This window comes from Arthrobacter sp. CAN_C5 (genome assembly GCF_017875735.1).
GTDB lineage: Bacteria > Actinomycetota > Actinomycetes > Actinomycetales > Micrococcaceae > Arthrobacter_D.
This window is the reverse complement of record NZ_JAGGMZ010000001.1, coordinates 319,388-333,983: the sequence shown is the minus strand read 5'-3', so window position 1 is coordinate 333,983 and position 14,596 is coordinate 319,388. Positions and strand designations below refer to the sequence as shown.

The 14,596-nt window shown below is 61.7% G+C and carries 13 protein-coding genes; 7 read left to right on the top strand and 6 right to left on the bottom strand.

Translation table 11 applies throughout. The features are described 5' to 3' along the window. Window positions 1-53: 53 nt before the first annotated feature. Genes H4V95_RS01655 through H4V95_RS01645 form a run of 3 tightly spaced genes read right to left on the bottom strand, consistent with a single transcriptional unit; the run spans window position 54 to window position 3,330 of the window. Window positions 54-1,250 carry a hypothetical protein gene (locus H4V95_RS01655; protein WP_209728433.1) on the bottom strand — a complete coding sequence of 399 codons (1,197 nt, stop codon included), beginning with the start codon at window positions 1,248-1,250 and terminating at the stop codon, window positions 54-56. A gap of 38 nt (window positions 1,251-1,288) precedes the next feature. Then, window positions 1,289-2,941, bottom strand: coding sequence for a relaxase/mobilization nuclease domain-containing protein (locus tag H4V95_RS01650; RefSeq protein ID WP_209728431.1), 1,653 nt, complete (start codon window positions 2,939-2,941; stop codon window positions 1,289-1,291). After that, window positions 2,938-3,330, bottom strand: a complete 393-nt coding sequence (locus H4V95_RS01645) for a MobC family plasmid mobilization relaxosome protein (protein ID WP_245345532.1) — start codon at window positions 3,328-3,330, stop codon at window positions 2,938-2,940. The genes H4V95_RS01650 and H4V95_RS01645 overlap by 4 nt, the downstream gene beginning before the upstream one ends. A gap of 650 nt (window positions 3,331-3,980) precedes the next feature. Between H4V95_RS01645 and H4V95_RS01640 the strand changes: the two genes are divergently transcribed. Further along, the gene (locus H4V95_RS01640; protein ID WP_209728429.1) at window positions 3,981-4,292 is read left to right on the top strand and encodes a hypothetical protein; all 312 of its coding nucleotides are present in this window, start codon (window positions 3,981-3,983) and stop codon (window positions 4,290-4,292) included. Window positions 4,293-4,783: 491 nt separating this feature from the next. Here the strand turns inward: H4V95_RS01640 and H4V95_RS01635 are convergent, their stop codons facing one another. The 3 genes from H4V95_RS01635 to H4V95_RS01625 all read right to left on the bottom strand — a co-directional run bounded on the left by H4V95_RS01635 (window position 4,784) and on the right by H4V95_RS01625 (window position 7,944). Continuing rightward, on the bottom strand, window positions 4,784-5,467 hold the full coding sequence (locus H4V95_RS01635) for a class F sortase (protein WP_209728427.1): 684 nt from the start codon (window positions 5,465-5,467) through the stop codon (window positions 4,784-4,786). 750 nt (window positions 5,468-6,217) lie between these two features. After that, entirely contained in the window at window positions 6,218-7,000 is a 783-nt protein-coding gene (locus tag H4V95_RS01630) for an IclR family transcriptional regulator (RefSeq protein WP_209728425.1), read from the bottom strand. Between the two features lie 92 nt (window positions 7,001-7,092). Continuing rightward, entirely contained in the window at window positions 7,093-7,944 is an 852-nt protein-coding gene (locus tag H4V95_RS01625; protein ID WP_209728423.1) for a carbon-nitrogen hydrolase family protein, read from the bottom strand. A gap of 320 nt (window positions 7,945-8,264) precedes the next feature. Here H4V95_RS01625 and H4V95_RS01620 point away from each other — a divergent pair, with 320 nt between their 5' ends. The 6 genes from H4V95_RS01620 (at window position 8,265) to H4V95_RS01595 (ending at window position 13,786) form a co-directional block, all read left to right on the top strand. After that, window positions 8,265-9,098 carry a DUF6282 family protein gene (locus tag H4V95_RS01620; protein ID WP_209728421.1) on the top strand — a complete coding sequence of 278 codons (834 nt, stop codon included), beginning with the start codon at window positions 8,265-8,267 and terminating at the stop codon, window positions 9,096-9,098. A 101-nt stretch (window positions 9,099-9,199) separates the two neighbouring features. After that, on the top strand, window positions 9,200-9,844 hold the full coding sequence (locus H4V95_RS01615; RefSeq protein ID WP_209728419.1) for an ABC transporter permease: 645 nt from the start codon (window positions 9,200-9,202) through the stop codon (window positions 9,842-9,844). Next, a complete protein-coding gene (locus H4V95_RS01610; protein ID WP_209728417.1) occupies window positions 9,841-11,061 on the top strand; it encodes an ABC transporter ATP-binding protein in 1,221 nt (406 codons plus the stop codon). The genes H4V95_RS01615 and H4V95_RS01610 overlap by 4 nt, the downstream gene beginning before the upstream one ends. Next, window positions 11,058-11,840, top strand: coding sequence for an ABC transporter permease (locus tag H4V95_RS01605; RefSeq protein ID WP_209728415.1), 783 nt, complete (start codon window positions 11,058-11,060; stop codon window positions 11,838-11,840). Before H4V95_RS01610 ends, H4V95_RS01605 begins: the two co-directional genes overlap by 4 nt. Window positions 11,841-11,868: 28 nt before the next feature. Beyond that, the gene (locus H4V95_RS01600) at window positions 11,869-12,810 is read left to right on the top strand and encodes a glycine betaine ABC transporter substrate-binding protein (protein ID WP_209728413.1); all 942 of its coding nucleotides are present in this window, start codon (window positions 11,869-11,871) and stop codon (window positions 12,808-12,810) included. A 55-nt stretch (window positions 12,811-12,865) separates the two neighbouring features. Further along, window positions 12,866-13,786 (top strand): alpha/beta fold hydrolase, encoded by a 921-nt coding sequence (locus tag H4V95_RS01595; protein WP_209728411.1) that lies wholly within the window; start codon window positions 12,866-12,868, stop codon window positions 13,784-13,786. The last annotated feature ends 810 nt before the right edge of the window (window positions 13,787-14,596 follow it).

The window sequence follows — 14,596 nt, the reverse complement described above, 5'->3', positions numbered from 1 at the left end:
GCCAGGTGCTTCGGTAACCCCTCACCACACCGATGCCGACTCTGTGTACCGTTCTAGCGGGCCGGTCCGCCTCGACTCTTGTCTTTGCCCATCCCTGTCCCCAAGTTCGCTTTACGGGCCTTCGGTGCCTTCGCTGGGCCCTTCACGGCGTCGCCTGGGTGTTTGGCTTGGTCCGTTGCGGCCAGGACTCGGCCCTGTATGTGTTCCTCGTTCGCTGACCCTTTCAATGAGTTGGCGAACTCCTGATTGTGTTGGGCTGAACCGTAGGCAGCAGCCGATGACGCTCTAGCGTCTCCGGCTTGTCCGCGTAGGTTCTCGGCGTTGTCTTTGAGTACGTCGCTTTCGATGTCTCGCCCCATGGGTCCGATCCGGTCGAACAGCTCTTTTTCGCTGTTCCCGTATCGGGCTTCTAAACCGGTGTTGCCTTTCTCGAGAAAGCCGCCTTCTGCGAGGGCTTTTGATTCGTGCCAGTCCTTCGCCGCGTTCACGAACTCGGGATCTTTGAATAGGGAGTCGTCTGCTCCTGAATAGTTCTGCCCGATTTCCTCGCGCAGCTGCTCGATACTCGGACCGTTCACGCCGTCCTTCTCAATCAAGTACATGCGTTCGGCAACTGCCCGGTCTGTCTCTGCTGTGGCCTCCGGTCCAGTCGCTTCGCGGGAGTTGTTCAGCGCTTCCACCAGCTCGGGGTTGGCTAGGTAATCTTCGGGCACCTGGTGGCGCTCGATCTCTGGGCGTAGCGCTGCGGCGTTGGCGCGAATTTCCTCAGCTTGGGCGGCGGCGATCAGTGCCATAGATCCCTGATGGTCGCGCACCGCTTGTGTGCGGGCCTGCTCGGCTTGCTGCGCTTCGACAGCTGATCCGAGATATTGGCTGTCCCCGTTGAGGTCGTGGGTATTGATCCCGTAACGGCGTCCCACTTCTTGATTGATTCTCTCCGACGCGGCCAGTGCTTGCGGGTCGTGATCTTTCCACGCCTCTGCCGCCTGGTATGCCTCGACCACTTGATCCGGGGTGGCCTGGTCCCACCAACGGCCATGTTCTGTCGGTGCCACGGTGGCACGCATGGCCGTCCGCTCGGCGGTGATCTGTCGCTGCGCTTCGGTCTGGGAGCGCTCAACCTGGTCTTGGCGTTGCCGCATGGATTCCTGCCGTGCCCGCGCTAGTCGCTCCGCGATCTGTGAGGCGAGCATCAGCGATTGCCGGAACCCTCCCGATACTGCGTCATCAATGCCGTCTGACTCACTCATGATCTCTCCCCCTGTGTGCTGGTTACGGCGTGGACGCTTTAGCGCCCGTAGCCCTTATCCGGTTCTGGTGTGGTCGGTTGGTAGCGTTTCGCCGGTTCGGTTTTCGATGGGACGACACTGCCTGCCCTGGTCGCCGCGAAGTCTCCCCCGGCAAGTTCCGCCGCTGTGAGCTGTCGGCCCTCGGCCTGCTTCGCTGGCGTGCCAACCGTGGCTGCTGGTGCCTGTCCTGGTCCAGCCGTGACGAGAGCGGGCATGGTCTTGGAGAACGGGGCAAGCTCCGTGGTCAGTACCCGGTAAAGGTGCTGGCTTTCCCGCAACCGGCCCGACTGGTTGTGCATGTCGTACACGGCGCGGGCGGTGCGCATCAGCTGGACCATCATGGCTGTGTGCGCCGCTGATTTGCTCTTGCCGTTCGCTGCCATGAGCAACATGGCGGACCCTGCCAGGGACGGCAGAGCTACCGGCTTTGAGTGTTCGCGGGGGTTGCGCAGCTGGGCTGTCTTAGACAGCTCAGCCGCCGTCGCGGCCAGCGGGCCCGGCTTCTGTTCGAACTGTACCGACCACGCCGCGAATGTTCCTGACGCCTGCCGGGCAGCTTTCGCCCACGTCGCGTGATCGGTCGGTGGGATCTCGCGTAACTGATCTGCCAGGGCCTTAGCCTGCTGGGTGTGCTTCTCCCACAACTCAGGTGTAGGTGCTGCACTGACTGTCTCGGGTGCGACTTGTCGCTTGTTGCGAGCGGCGGCGTTCCACTCCGCAGCGGCAGCGGTCGCATCCTGGGGAGTGTCGGGCCATTCCTTGCGCAGCTGACCTAACCCAAGATCGCCGGCTAGCTTCCCGCCGCCGTACCAAACGGGGCGCTCCCCTCGGGGCGGGCGTTCGGCTACCGAGTAGCCCACCACTACATCAGTGGTGCCCTTCTCATACCGTGGGCGCATCAGCAGCCCCGTGTCACGTCCCCGGCGGACGAACTGCGCTTCGGACTGCGACGACGTGGCAGCAGCCCGGACTTTCCGCGACAAAGAATCCCGGTACATTTCCCGATCATTGCGGACAGCTATTTGCGGTTCGGCCCGCTCGTATCCCCTGGTCGCGTGGACTGAGGACAGTTCCTCTAAACCGTGCTTGGACTCCAGCTCCCGGCAGGTTCTCTGTGCACGGCGGTAGTCGCCATGGGTGGATGCCTTCGTGCCGTCCTCGCGCACCAGTGACACGGCAATGTGTATGTGGTGATTGCCATTGGTGCTCACTCCGTGATTGACCGCAGCCCACCGGCACTGTGCTTTGCCGCTGGCTTCGGTGAAACCCATTTCATCAACGAACTCGTTGGCGATATCGCCCCACTCTTGATCCGTCAGCTCACGCTCACCAGCTCGCAAACTCAACGAACAATGCCACACGTCGGCCTGCTTGTGGCCGTGGTCCACGCGCTGCTTAGTCGCTTCGTCCCAGCGAAGATCCTTTTGCAAGACCTCCACGCCGAACTTACGGTGCGGCTGATCCAAGTGCTTAGCAATAGCTAGTGCATCGTCGCGGCCTATCGTGCCGTCGTCGTACCACGCCATTATTGCCGCATCCCCGGCTACCAGGTGCGGGTTGGTGTGTGCGTTCTTCGTCTTGTCCGCGTCTGTGGATGCAAGGTAGACCATCAGCCCACCCATCCGAGAACCACGGGTAATGTTCGGGATCACGGGTTGATCCCCTCAACGGTTGCATCAATGCGCTGGGCGACCTCTCGCACATACGCCAGCGCAGCTGCGGCATCCTTCGGGAACTCATCCCCAGCGTTCGCGTGACGGGCGATCTGGTTGACGTTATTCGACACTCGCCCCAGCAACGTGTGAACCGCCATAAGCTCGGCCACAATCGCACGGCGCTCCGTGGGAGTCTCTACCGCATCAGAGGTAGCAGCACTGATCAAAAGCTTAGGAACGGTCACGCCTTCACGCTCGGCCCGGATCAACAGCTGAGCTTCTTCCTCAGCTGTCACCCACACCTCACGGCGCTTCTTCGTCCCCTTCGGGGCGTTCTCACGGCGGCGCTTCCCAAAGCGCGAACGCTTCTCCATGTCCTCAGACATGCAACCACCGCCTCTCAGATGCCCAGCGCAGCGACCCCGAACCTCGGGGACCACACTCCCAGTGTGCCGCACGAGACACCCTGTGTCGAGAGCAAGAGCAACTTATGCGGGCATAAGTATATAGCTTGCTCCGTTTTACTCCGCTTTAGCGGAGTCTTCGCGACTGCAATTGATAGATCAGTTACGCCGTTCCGTTTCGGCTTGTGAATGTACTGTCTGCCCTTTTCTTGGCAAGTCTCCACTGGGCGCTTTCGCGGCATATCCTCACTCACTACGCTCCCTTGCGGTATTCCACGGTCCCCTAGATCCAACTTGCCAATTCACCTCGCAGCCAAGTGATGACGGCGTTGCCGAAAGGAACGGTGGCAAGGATGACAAACAGGAGAACACAACCATGGCTCTCATCTCACCTAAGAGCGTGGAACGTAAATACGGTGTCAGCACCGCTGACCTGGGCCGGTGGCGGCAGACAGGAGAAGCCCAGAGTATTACCGAATCTCGCCCCGTTTGGTTCGGTACGGGACGGACGATTTAGACAAGTGGTTCCACGATCCAGCGAACGCAAACCTACACGATCTCCCACTGAATGAGTCGGACTACTTGTGCTCCGTATAGTGCCAGCCCGGCTGCATCAAAGTTAGGGTGGAGGTATGGCAACTATCAGCATTGAACAGGCACAGACTCAGGCTCGCGCTCTCCTGGATACCCGTATCGAATCTGTGACCGCTTTGGTGAAGGTGCGGCAACGAGTCGCTGACCTCAAAGAGCAACTTGCAGAAGCGGAGAAGGACGACAAACGTGCTTACGTTCGTGCCACGAAAGACGGCTGGACCGCCGAACAACTTAAGAAGCTCGGACTAGAGAACAGCGCTGCCGGTCGGCGACGCAATGCCCGGCGCTCCACTCCATCAGACATAACACAGCAACCTTCACCAGACGATTCGCCTGGCGCAGAATCCTAGTCCTCATCTATAGAACGGGAATCAATAATGAGTCGCTTCCTACTGATCCTCGACGTACACCACCAGAACCAGCGCTAAGCCCGAATTTTTCATCGGGCGTTTGATCGGGTTGGATGAGTGAGTTTGCGTTGCTGGTCGGATGGCAACCGTTTTTTAGGCATGGCGGGATGTCCCTTTATCCGCCGGGTGGGGCGCCGGTTCCACGTGCGGTCGGTGTGTTTTTCCTGTCTTTGTGGTGGTCATTGACGGCCCGTGAAGTCAGGTTCGGGCGATCTTCGGTTGTCGTTCGGTCAAGCTTTTGATGGCCTCGATGACGGTAGTGATGAGGTCTCTTTCCGGCGTTTATTCGGGCAGCAGAAGGGTGATTTGCCTGCCGTGGCGGGTGAGTTTACCGGCGGTGGCGAAGAGCCGGTAGCGGAAGCGTTTCACGTCCCAGTGGACTGCAGTGGAGATTCACCGCGATAGCGGCAGCCCCTATCGGATGCACGATTTTAGGTGACTAGCTTTGCGTAGACGACGTAGTTGTCGTCGAATTCACCGGTATCCGGGTCATAGCCGTCGCAGGTTATCAGGCGTAGTTCGGATCCCTCGGTGTTGCCGTAGACCGTCTGGGTCGGGAACTCGTCTTTGGGGTACTGCTCGCCGCGATCAAAGACGAACGTTGCTGTGGTGCCGTCTTCGCGGGCGACTTCGATAGTGTCGCCGGCCTTGAGGCTGCGTAGGTCGGCGAAGACGCCTGGGCCGCCGTCGGTGGCGTTGACGTGGCCGAGGAGGACAGCGGGTCCGCGTTCACCGGGTGTGGGGGAGTCGTTGTACCAGCTCGCGGGGGCGCCGGGGCCATCGGGTGGGACTTCGAGTGAGCCGTTGTCGCGCAGCCCGAGGCTAAGGAGCTCTGATCCCGCGCCGATTGCGGGGATGCTAAATGAAACCGGGGCAGACTCGGGCAGGACCGTCAACTGGGTAGGAGCGGGGGCCGACGCCACGGGAGTTTCAGGTGCGGGCGGCGCAGATGTCTGCGCGGGAGCCGGCACCGCGGGCGTGGAGGAAACCGTCGGCGGCGACGCCGTTTCCTGGCTTTGGGCCGGGGCCTCTGTTGCGCAGCCTGTAAGGATGAGGGCGGCAACTGCTGCTGAGGCAAAGTACCCTCCGCGACGTCCGCTGGGTGAGCTAAGCATGATGGGCTTTATCCAATCAGTTCGCGGAGCCTGGAGGGCAGTTCCTTGGCGTTGCTGCTGCGAGCCCTAACCGGCGTACCTGACTATTCTTCGAAACAGCCGTTCTCACGGATGGGTTACTCGTGAACCGACCGGCCATCAGGATCACTGGGCGACATCATCGCCGCGAAGCTGCGTAACGAACCGATCAATGATATTGGCACGCGCCGTGGCTGACGGTCTAAGCGATCCCTGAATCCTCCGACTACAAACGAAGCGCCGGAGCCTGATACGCGGTAGCCTCCTCTGACACCGGGGCAGGTGACGGCTTGGTAAACCTTTCACCTACCAAACGAAACGCCGATAACAGTGCAGATAACATAGGGGCGTTGTTCTGGTTAGCGCATTTCCTGGAGGACCTGTAGTGCAGGCCTGCGGGCAGCAGACCTGCCCCGGGGCCCCTGCCAAAAACATAGAGTCATCCCATGGGCGGCCGACCGAGCAGTCCACGGCGATTCGCGACAACTAGCCGCACCCCTTCGCGCATTGCCACGGGTTCCATCAAGGCTCTGATGATCCGGTCTATGTTTTGAGCTTCCAAAACCATTCAAATCCGTGCTACATCACATAGACTGGATTAAGACGGAAACGACGCGGCAGCCGAACCAACAACGGTGGCCAGCGCCGATCCCATCTTGGTAAACGACACTGACCTCATCAACGTTCAACAGGGCTACGGAATCCGCATCCGATAAACTCCCCACCAAACAGCTAGGAGTGTCCAATTGCTCCGGGCCCCGCGGACGGAAGTGGCTGCCGCAGGCTTCCTGCTGCCGCCACTAGGTGCGAGCCGAACGGGTGGACGTGGTCCTCGATCCGCAGTGCCGGGCCAGAGATGTTCAGCGCGGCGATGATCCTGCCCGAGAAGTCCCGCACCGGCGTGCCGATGCCAATGATCTCCGGGTCGAAGATTCGGTTCGCCACCGAATATTGCCGCTGCCGGGACCGTTTGATTTCCTCAAGGAACGCTACCGCCTGGCTCTTTGACCCGTTCGGGTCCGACGCGTGTGCGATCTCCAGGATCTGGTCGTCGTCATGATCCATCAGTAGCGCCATGCCGCTGGAGCTGCGTCCCACCGGGATGGTCCGGCCCACCCATCCCTGGGTCTCGATGGAACGGCGCGAGCTCTCAGACCGCACGGTCAGCACTTCACCGTCGCTGAGGACTGTGAGGTGGGTGCGCTCACGGACATGGTCCGTGAGCTTGCGCATCACTGGGCCGGCTTTCTTGGCAAGATGCTGATCACCGGCACGGGAAGCCAAAGCGTACAACCGCCAGCTCAACTCAAAACATCCGGCTGGGCCCCTAGATACCAGCCCGGACTCCAACAGGCTCTTCAGCTGCCGGGAAACGATTGATTTATCGCGGCCCAACGCCCGGGAGACCTCCGAAACGGTCATTCCGTGGGGGTGCAGCACCGCATCTGCCGTACCTAGCACTTCCAGCACGGCCATGATCTTGGCTGCCCCACTTTGCTTCTGCCCCGTGCTCATGACGCAAAGCCTAGAAGCCAGATGCGATATTTACAACTGTTGATGCAGGAAGCACAACCCTGATTCAGCGGCAGCGGTGGTTGGCGACGGCGTCAGAGGTCGTCCGCCGCCAGCCTGCCAGCCTCGCGGGCAATGAGGTCTGCCCTGGATTCCTGCAGAAGGGGCCACTGGCGCCGCAGGAGCCGCAGCTCCCCCAGATCGAGTTCAACATCCAGCTGGCCGGGGTCTGATCCCAGTTGGCCGAGAACTTCACCGGAGGGGTGGATCACGCGCGAACCACCCCAGAAGTCCCGCTGGTTTTCCTCCCCGCACCGGTTGACGAAGACCACAAAAGACTGCAGTACCACTGCAGCGTGGAGCAGGAGAATTTCCCAGGCACGCTCCGTTGCTACGCCCACGTGGCTCGTTGCGCTATTGACGGGTACCACCAAAACTTCGGCGCCTGCATGAGCGGCGAGCCAGGGAATGGCGGGCTGCCAGGCATCGTTACAGATCAGCACCGACAGGCGGGTGTTCAAAAGGTCCTCACAGTGCAACTGCCCGCCGGGACGGAAATGCTTGCGCTCTTCCCATCCGCGGTACGTCGGCAGGAACATCTTGCGCTGAATCCGGGCCTCGCCGTGGCTCAGCAGGGCCGCACTGTTGAAGGTGTGGTGACGGAAGGCTTCGGCAAAGCCCACCACAGCTGCCGGGCCATGCCTACTCAGACCCAGTAGACGCTGATCCGTAGGCTGCAGCGGCATCGCATCAGGTACCTCGCTCAGGTGGTAACCGTGGGTCGCCAGTTCGGGGAGCACCACCAGATCGCTGTCGGTGGCAGCTGCGATCAACGAGTCAATCTCCCGCAGGTTGCCGTCGACATCGCCCAGCGTGGGATCGGTCTGCAGCAGCCTGACCTTCAGTGTGTCGCTTTCAATGGCCCCATCCTCAGCAGCTTTGCTCACTGGCAAAATCCCTTCTTGAGCGGGATAACCCACCTCGTCGGCGGAGTGAGTGTCACTCCGGTAATCATGTGCATCACTATTCATGGCGGATGCTGAAGCCGCAATCATCAGTGCATAAATCGCAACTCCCCATCCGGGGTTCCACAGCGAACCGTTGGAACCGCACGGCGGAACAGCATAAACCCAAGGTTGCATATTTTGCACCACAGTGTTGTGCAGCTCACATTTCGCTCTTAGAGTCGTCCCCATGAACCCGGGAACAAATCAGAGTGGATTCACCCCGCCCGCAGCGGTACTGGCAGGCAGAAGGGCCTCGGCAGATGTTTGATGTCCACGTCCACGCCGCGCCGGACGTCATTGACCGCATCGGCTATGACGACCAGATCTGCGCCCAGTACGCCGCCGATGGTTTCAGCGGCTTCGTGCTCAAGGGGCACCATGAATCAACCGTCGGACGAGCGAAGGCGCTGGCACGCTCGTCGGGACTCGACGTCGTCGGCGGCATCGCACTCAATCGGCCGGCCGGCGGCATCAACCCGGCTGCAGTAGCAGCGACGCTCCACAGCGGAGGCCGTGTCATCTGGTTTCCAACCGCTGACGCGCACACCCAGGAGAGCGCGGCACTGCCCCGGCTGAGCGACCTTCAACCAAGCCTGAACCGCTCAACTCTTTCGACCCCTCCGGTACTGGCGGCCGATGACGAACAGTTGAACAATATTTCCCTGGTTCTGGATCTGATCGCCGAGTTCGACGCCGTCCTGTGTACGGGACACCTGAGCGCTCCTGAATGCCGGTGGCTCTTCGACGAGGCCGGGAAGCATGGAATCAACCGGTTCCTACTCACGCACCCGTCCTATACCGTCCCAGCGATGAGCATGGCCGAGATCGCCGAGCTGGCCGAACGCGGCGCCTACGTCGAAATCACCGCTTACCAGCTCTGGCATCAGCCGGAGATGACCGAAGCGCTGCTGGCCGAGGTGGCCCTCGCGGCCGGTAACCGCCTGATTCTCTCATCCGACGCCGGTCAGCCGAACAGCCCCCAGCCCCCGCAGGCGCTGAGGGAACTCATTGAACGGCTGGCCTCCCGGGGCCTCGACCACAGCTGGCTGCGGGACAGCGCCTCCGACAACCCCAGGAAGCTCGTGCTTTCATGACTTCTCCCCTACCCCTCCACCCGGCACGCCAGAGCGCATGCGCCGGCGAAATCGGACCAGCTGTCGGCCATCCGCCAACAACCACCGGACCGGTGAGCTGAATGAACTTTTTCGAATTCCTCGTCAACCGCAGCGACGACATGCTCGAACTCGGGCTGGGACACGCCGCCGTCGTCGGCGTCTCGGTGCTGCTGGCCACTGTCATCGGTGTGGGACTAGGCATCGCCACCTACCGGCGTCCCCGACCACGCGAGGCGGTGCTCGCCGTCGCCGGCGCGTTCCTGACCGTCCCCTCCTTCGCGCTCTTCATCTTGTTGATCGGCCCGCTCGGCCTCGGGGCCATGCCGGTGGTGGTTGCGCTGACCATGTACGGGCTGCTGCCGATCATCCGCAACACCATTACCGGGCTCCGGGAAGTGGATCCGGCCATTGTCGAATCCGCCAGCGGCATGGGCATGAGCCGCAGGCAGCAGCTGATGCGGATCGAACTGCCCCTGGCGTGGCCGGTGATCATCACCGGTGTCCGCGTGACCTCCCTGGTCTTGCTCGGCATTGCGGCCATCGGGTCGATCGTTCTCGGCCCCGGCTACGGCGAAATGATCTTCACCGGGCTGGCCCGCGTTGGCACGCCAGTGGCCGTTAATCTCGTCCTTGCCGGCACCCTCGGCATCATTGTTCTCGCCGTTCTGTCCGATGTCTTGTTCTACGTCATCCGCAGGCTCACAACCTCCCAAGGAATCCGATGATCACTTCACCCACCGCCACCCAGCCGCCCCGCAAGGTCATGATCCGGCTGGAGAACCTCACCAAGCGGTTCCCCGGCCAGAAGGAGAACGCCGTCGACAACCTCACCCTCGATATCTACGAGGGCGAAATCGTGGTGCTGGTCGGCCCGTCCGGCTGCGGCAAGACCACCACCATGAAAACGATCAACCGGATCATCGAACCAACGTCCGGGCGCATCATTCTCGACGGCGAAGACGTCACCACCGCGGACCCGGACACTCTCCGGCGCCGGATCGGTTATGTCATCCAGCAGGTGGGCCTGTTCCCGCACATGACGATCGGCGAGAACATTGCCACCGTGCCCAAGCTGCTCGGCTGGGACAACAAACGGGTGGCTGCCCGGGTGGATGAGCTGCTTGAAATGGTCAACATGTCCCCTGCCGAGTACCGCGACAGATACCCCAAGCAACTCTCCGGCGGTCAGCGCCAGCGGGTCGGGGTAGCGAGGGCCCTCGGCGCGGACCCTGATGTCATGCTGATGGACGAGCCGTTCGGAGCGATCGACCCCATCACCCGCGACCGCCTGCAGAACGAGTTCCTCCGCCTGCAGTCGGAGGTCCGCAAGACCATCGTCTTCGTCACCCACGACATCGATGAAGCCATCAAGATGGGCGACCGCATCGTGATCCTGCAGGAAGCGTCGCGGATCGCCCAATACGACACCCCCGAACGGATCCTCACCGCGCCCGCCAACCAGTTCGTCGCCGACTTCATCGGCAAGGGGGCGTCGCTGAAGCGGCTGAACCTCAGCCGGGTCGCCGATATCGGCCTGTCCTCCTGGCCCACGGTTCCGGAGAGTACCGACGCTGCCCAGGCGCTGGCTGTGCTAACCAGCAGCGGGCGGGACTCCGTGCTGGTTCTCGACGACGCCGGCCGCCCCCTCCGCTGGGCGAGCAGCACGGATCTGCAATCGGCCTCCGGCACATCGCTCGATGGGATCGGCGTGCCGACCGAGGGCATGGTCGAACCCACTGCGACGCTCAACGACGCACTCAACGAACTGGTCGCCGCACAAAACAGCGTCACCCTGGTGGTGGATTCTGCCGGCTCCTACCAGGGCGTGGTGGACATCCACCAGATCAACGAGGCCATCCGTGCCATGCGCAGCACCTCCGCCGCCCAGAATGCCCCCGATCTCGCGGAACGCCCGACGGCGGGAGCCGGTGACCGGCCATGACCACGCACGCACGCGACCAGGACATCGTCGTCCAGACCCCTCCGCGGGGCCGCCGGCGCTCCCTCGCAGGGTATATGGTCATGCCGGCAATCCTGGCGCTGGTGTGCCTGGGCCTGTACCTCTACGTCAGCTCGCGGGAACTGGACAGCATCGAAGCGCGCTCGCTCAATGCTGCATCGCTCGCCACCGCAACCTGGGAGCACATCCAGTTGACTGCGGTGTCGACCCTGCTCACCCTCATCGTCGCCGTGCCGCTGGGAATCCTGCTCACCCGACCCTTCACACGCCGGATCCGGCCCTACGTGCTGACCATCCTCACGCTGGGACAGGCGGTCCCGACGATCGCCGTGCTGGTGCTGCTCGCCGTCGCGTTCCTGTTCCTCGGCTTCCAGGCAGCGGTGGTGGGCCTGGTGCTTTACGCCATCATCCCGGTGCTGCTGAACACCATGGTGGGCCTGGAACAGGTGGACGAATCTGTTTTGGAAGCCGGCCGGGGAATGGGCATCTCGAAGTTCGGGGTGCTGCGGCGGCTGGAACTCCCGCTGTCCGTGCCCATCATTCTCGCCGGTGTGCGGACGGCGCTGGTCATCAACGTCGGCACAGCCACTCTCACCACCTACATCAACGCCGGCGGCCTGGGCGACATCATCGTGGCCGGGTTGTCCACCAACCGCGTCCTGATTCAAATTGTCGGGGCCGCCCTGACTGCCGTCCTGGCGCTGCTCATCGATTACCTGGCCGGTATCGCCGAAGACTTCCTGCGCCCCAAAGGGCTGTAAGACCATCACAACCACAAGAAGAGGAACCATGAACACAACATCCGCTACGGCGAAAACCCTTACGGCCTTTGGTGCCGGCCTTGTCCTGATGCTGACCGCCTGTGGTGGCGGGGACACCGGGGGTGGTGCAGCCGCCGACGGTGAGCTCGCCGGCGCAGAACTGTCCGTCGGCTCCAAGGAATTTACCGAGTCCATCCTGCTGGCCCAGATCACCGCAGCCGCCTTGGAGAACGCCGGTGCAACTGTCGAGGACAAGACAGGAATCTCCGGCAGCGCCACGGTCCGTGAAGCACTGGAAACCGGCGAAGTCGACATGTACTGGGATTACACCGGCACCGGCTGGGTCAACATTCTCGGCAACACCACGGAGAACGTCCCCGAAGACCTGTACGCCGCCGTCGTCGAAGGCGATGCGGCGAACGACATTGCCTGGCTGGAGCCGGCACCGTTCGAGAACACCTACCGCATTGCCGTTCCCACCAGCTTCGCCGAGGAAAACAGCCTCACCACCATGAGTGACGCTGCGACCTACATCCAGGCGAACGCCGACGACGGCGTGGTCTGCGCAGCCAGCGAGTTCATCAACCGTGACGACGGACTGCCCGGCCTCGAAGAGGCCTACGGTTTCGAGTTCAGCAGCGTTGTTGAACTGGACCTGAACCTGATCTACACGCAGATCGGTGAGGAATGCAGCTTCGGTGAAGTGTTCTCCACGGACGCCCGCATCGTTTCCAACGAATTGACCGTCCTCGAAGACGACCAGGCGTTCTTCGTCGAGTACCAGGGCGCGATGACCCTTCGCCAGGAAACCCTCGACGAATACCCCGCCATCGCCGAGATCATGGCGCCCATCAATGAAGCGCTCACCAACGAGACCATCACCGAGCTCAACGGCCGGATCGACAACGACGGCGAAGAGCCGCGCGACGTCGCCGACGAGTGGCTCGAGAGCGAGGGCCTGATCGGTTGATCAGGCTCCACCCCGGCTCCACCAGACTCTGCATACGAAAACAGAAGGAAACACAGTGATTGAGAAAGAAACCACGTTCTTCAGCGAGGGAAGCCGCCTGAAGGCCACCCTGTACTACCCGGACGACCTGCCGGCCGGCGGCCCGCATCCGGCGTTGATCGTCAACTCCGGTTACCAGGGGTTCAACGAGTTTTACCCGAAGATGTTCGCCAAGAACATGACCAAACGCGGCTACATCTGCCTGGGCTTTGACTACCGCGGGATGGCGGACAGCGAGGGTGCGAAGGGCACCGTCCTCATTGAGCAGCAGGTTGAGGATATCCGCAACGCCATCACGTTCATGCAGTCCCAGGAGGATGTGGACGACCACCGGATTGGGCTGATCGGTTGGGGAATGGGCGCGGCGAACGTGGTCCTCGCTGGCGGCAAGGCCCGCAACGTTGCCGGTGTGGCTGCGCTGAACGGCTTTTACGACGGTGAGCGGTGGCTGAAGTCGATCCACACCTTCGATGAATGGACCAAAATCCTCGACGAAGTGCACATGGACCGTACGCGGCGGGTCATTGAAGGGGAATCACAGCTGGGCGCCACCTTCGCCCACTATCCGCTGGATCCGGCTACCGAGGACTACGTCGGAAAGGAGCTATCCCAGGTGTATGGTTTCGGGCACCCCACCCGGCTGCAGTTCACCGAATCCATCATCGACGTGAAGGTGGAGAAAACAGTCAAGGATCTGGCGCCGGCGCCCCTGTTCATCGGACACGGATCCCGCAACACGCTGCACCCATACGATGAGGCCCTGTCTCTGTACGAGGCGGCGTCCTCCCCCAAAACCCTGTACACGATCGACGGCCGGCACAACGACTTCATGTATGGCGACCACCCGGAATTCATGACCCTGTGCGACCGCCTGCAGGAGTTCTTCGATTCCGCGTTTTCGGCAAGTGCCTCGCCCGCCAGGAGCGTTTCGGCCTAGCCCGGCGGCGTCGGTGGAACCGCCGGAATCCCCGTGTCCGCTCGGAGGTTCCGGCGTTTCACCGTGGCAGGGGTGTCATCTCGGCAGTCCATGCCTTCAACCGTATGCAACGTCAGCCCTCGGCCGGACGAGGACCGATATAGGTTAGGCTTGCAGGTTCGAGTCCTCCGGATACGGCGCACAGCACACCCTGCACCAGGCCACCGGGCAACCGCCGGCGGCCACCGTCCCTACCGACAACCCACCATCAACCACACTTAAATGGGAAGGGCTGCATACAGTCCTATGCATAATTGTGCAGGGTGCCCTGTTGCGCTTAGGCATCGGCTAGCGGGCGCCCTTCGCCCTCAAAGAACATTGCTCAGTGTCATGTTCTGTGGCATTGCTCCTCCTACGGTCGTTGATCCGAGACGTAGGTGTTGGTGTGATATCACCAAAGGATGGTGTCCAGAATCTGATGACGAATTCTGCGACCTCTATTTTCCTCTACTCCGTTTCGGGAGGATCTTGCTCGCCTGAGACTTTATCTTCGGTGTCGGGTCCTTCGGCGGGGTCTTGGGCGTGTTCCCGAGTGTCGGTCGGATCAGCGTTTGTGTCACCCTCAGCAGGTGCTTCGTTGTGATGACGTGCTGTTGGTTCCAGTTCCTCCGTCATTGCTAAAATCTTTCCTTATGGCTCTCGCCCGAAGACCACCGAGCTGCTCAAGCGTGTTGTGTTCAGCGTACACTTCGGCTTCCAGTGCAGGTCAGGTGGTTCTCGCACGACACTGATGGGGCACAGCACGGTAGTAAAGAATGGCAAGGAACGCTG

What these genes read in the sequence shown, in the direction of transcription:
- H4V95_RS01655 (WP_209728433.1), bottom strand. Translation starts at nt 1,250, where the DNA reads ATGAGTGAGTCAGACGGCATTGATGACGCAGTATCGGGAGGGTTCCGG.
- H4V95_RS01645 (WP_245345532.1), bottom strand. Translation starts at nt 3,330, where the DNA reads ATGTCTGAGGACATGGAGAAGCGTTCGCGCTTTGGGAAGCGCCGCCGT.
- H4V95_RS01640 (WP_209728429.1), top strand. Translation starts at nt 3,981, where the DNA reads ATGGCAACTATCAGCATTGAACAGGCACAGACTCAGGCTCGCGCTCTC.
- H4V95_RS01635 (WP_209728427.1), bottom strand. Translation starts at nt 5,467, where the DNA reads ATGCTTAGCTCACCCAGCGGACGTCGCGGAGGGTACTTTGCCTCAGCA.
- H4V95_RS01630 (WP_209728425.1), bottom strand. Translation starts at nt 7,000, where the DNA reads ATGAGCACGGGGCAGAAGCAAAGTGGGGCAGCCAAGATCATGGCCGTG.
- H4V95_RS01620 (WP_209728421.1), top strand. Translation starts at nt 8,265, where the DNA reads ATGTTTGATGTCCACGTCCACGCCGCGCCGGACGTCATTGACCGCATC.
- H4V95_RS01615 (WP_209728419.1), top strand. Translation starts at nt 9,200, where the DNA reads ATGAACTTTTTCGAATTCCTCGTCAACCGCAGCGACGACATGCTCGAA.
- H4V95_RS01610 (WP_209728417.1), top strand. Translation starts at nt 9,841, where the DNA reads ATGATCACTTCACCCACCGCCACCCAGCCGCCCCGCAAGGTCATGATC.
- H4V95_RS01605 (WP_209728415.1), top strand. Translation starts at nt 11,058, where the DNA reads ATGACCACGCACGCACGCGACCAGGACATCGTCGTCCAGACCCCTCCG.
- H4V95_RS01600 (WP_209728413.1), top strand. Translation starts at nt 11,869, where the DNA reads ATGAACACAACATCCGCTACGGCGAAAACCCTTACGGCCTTTGGTGCC.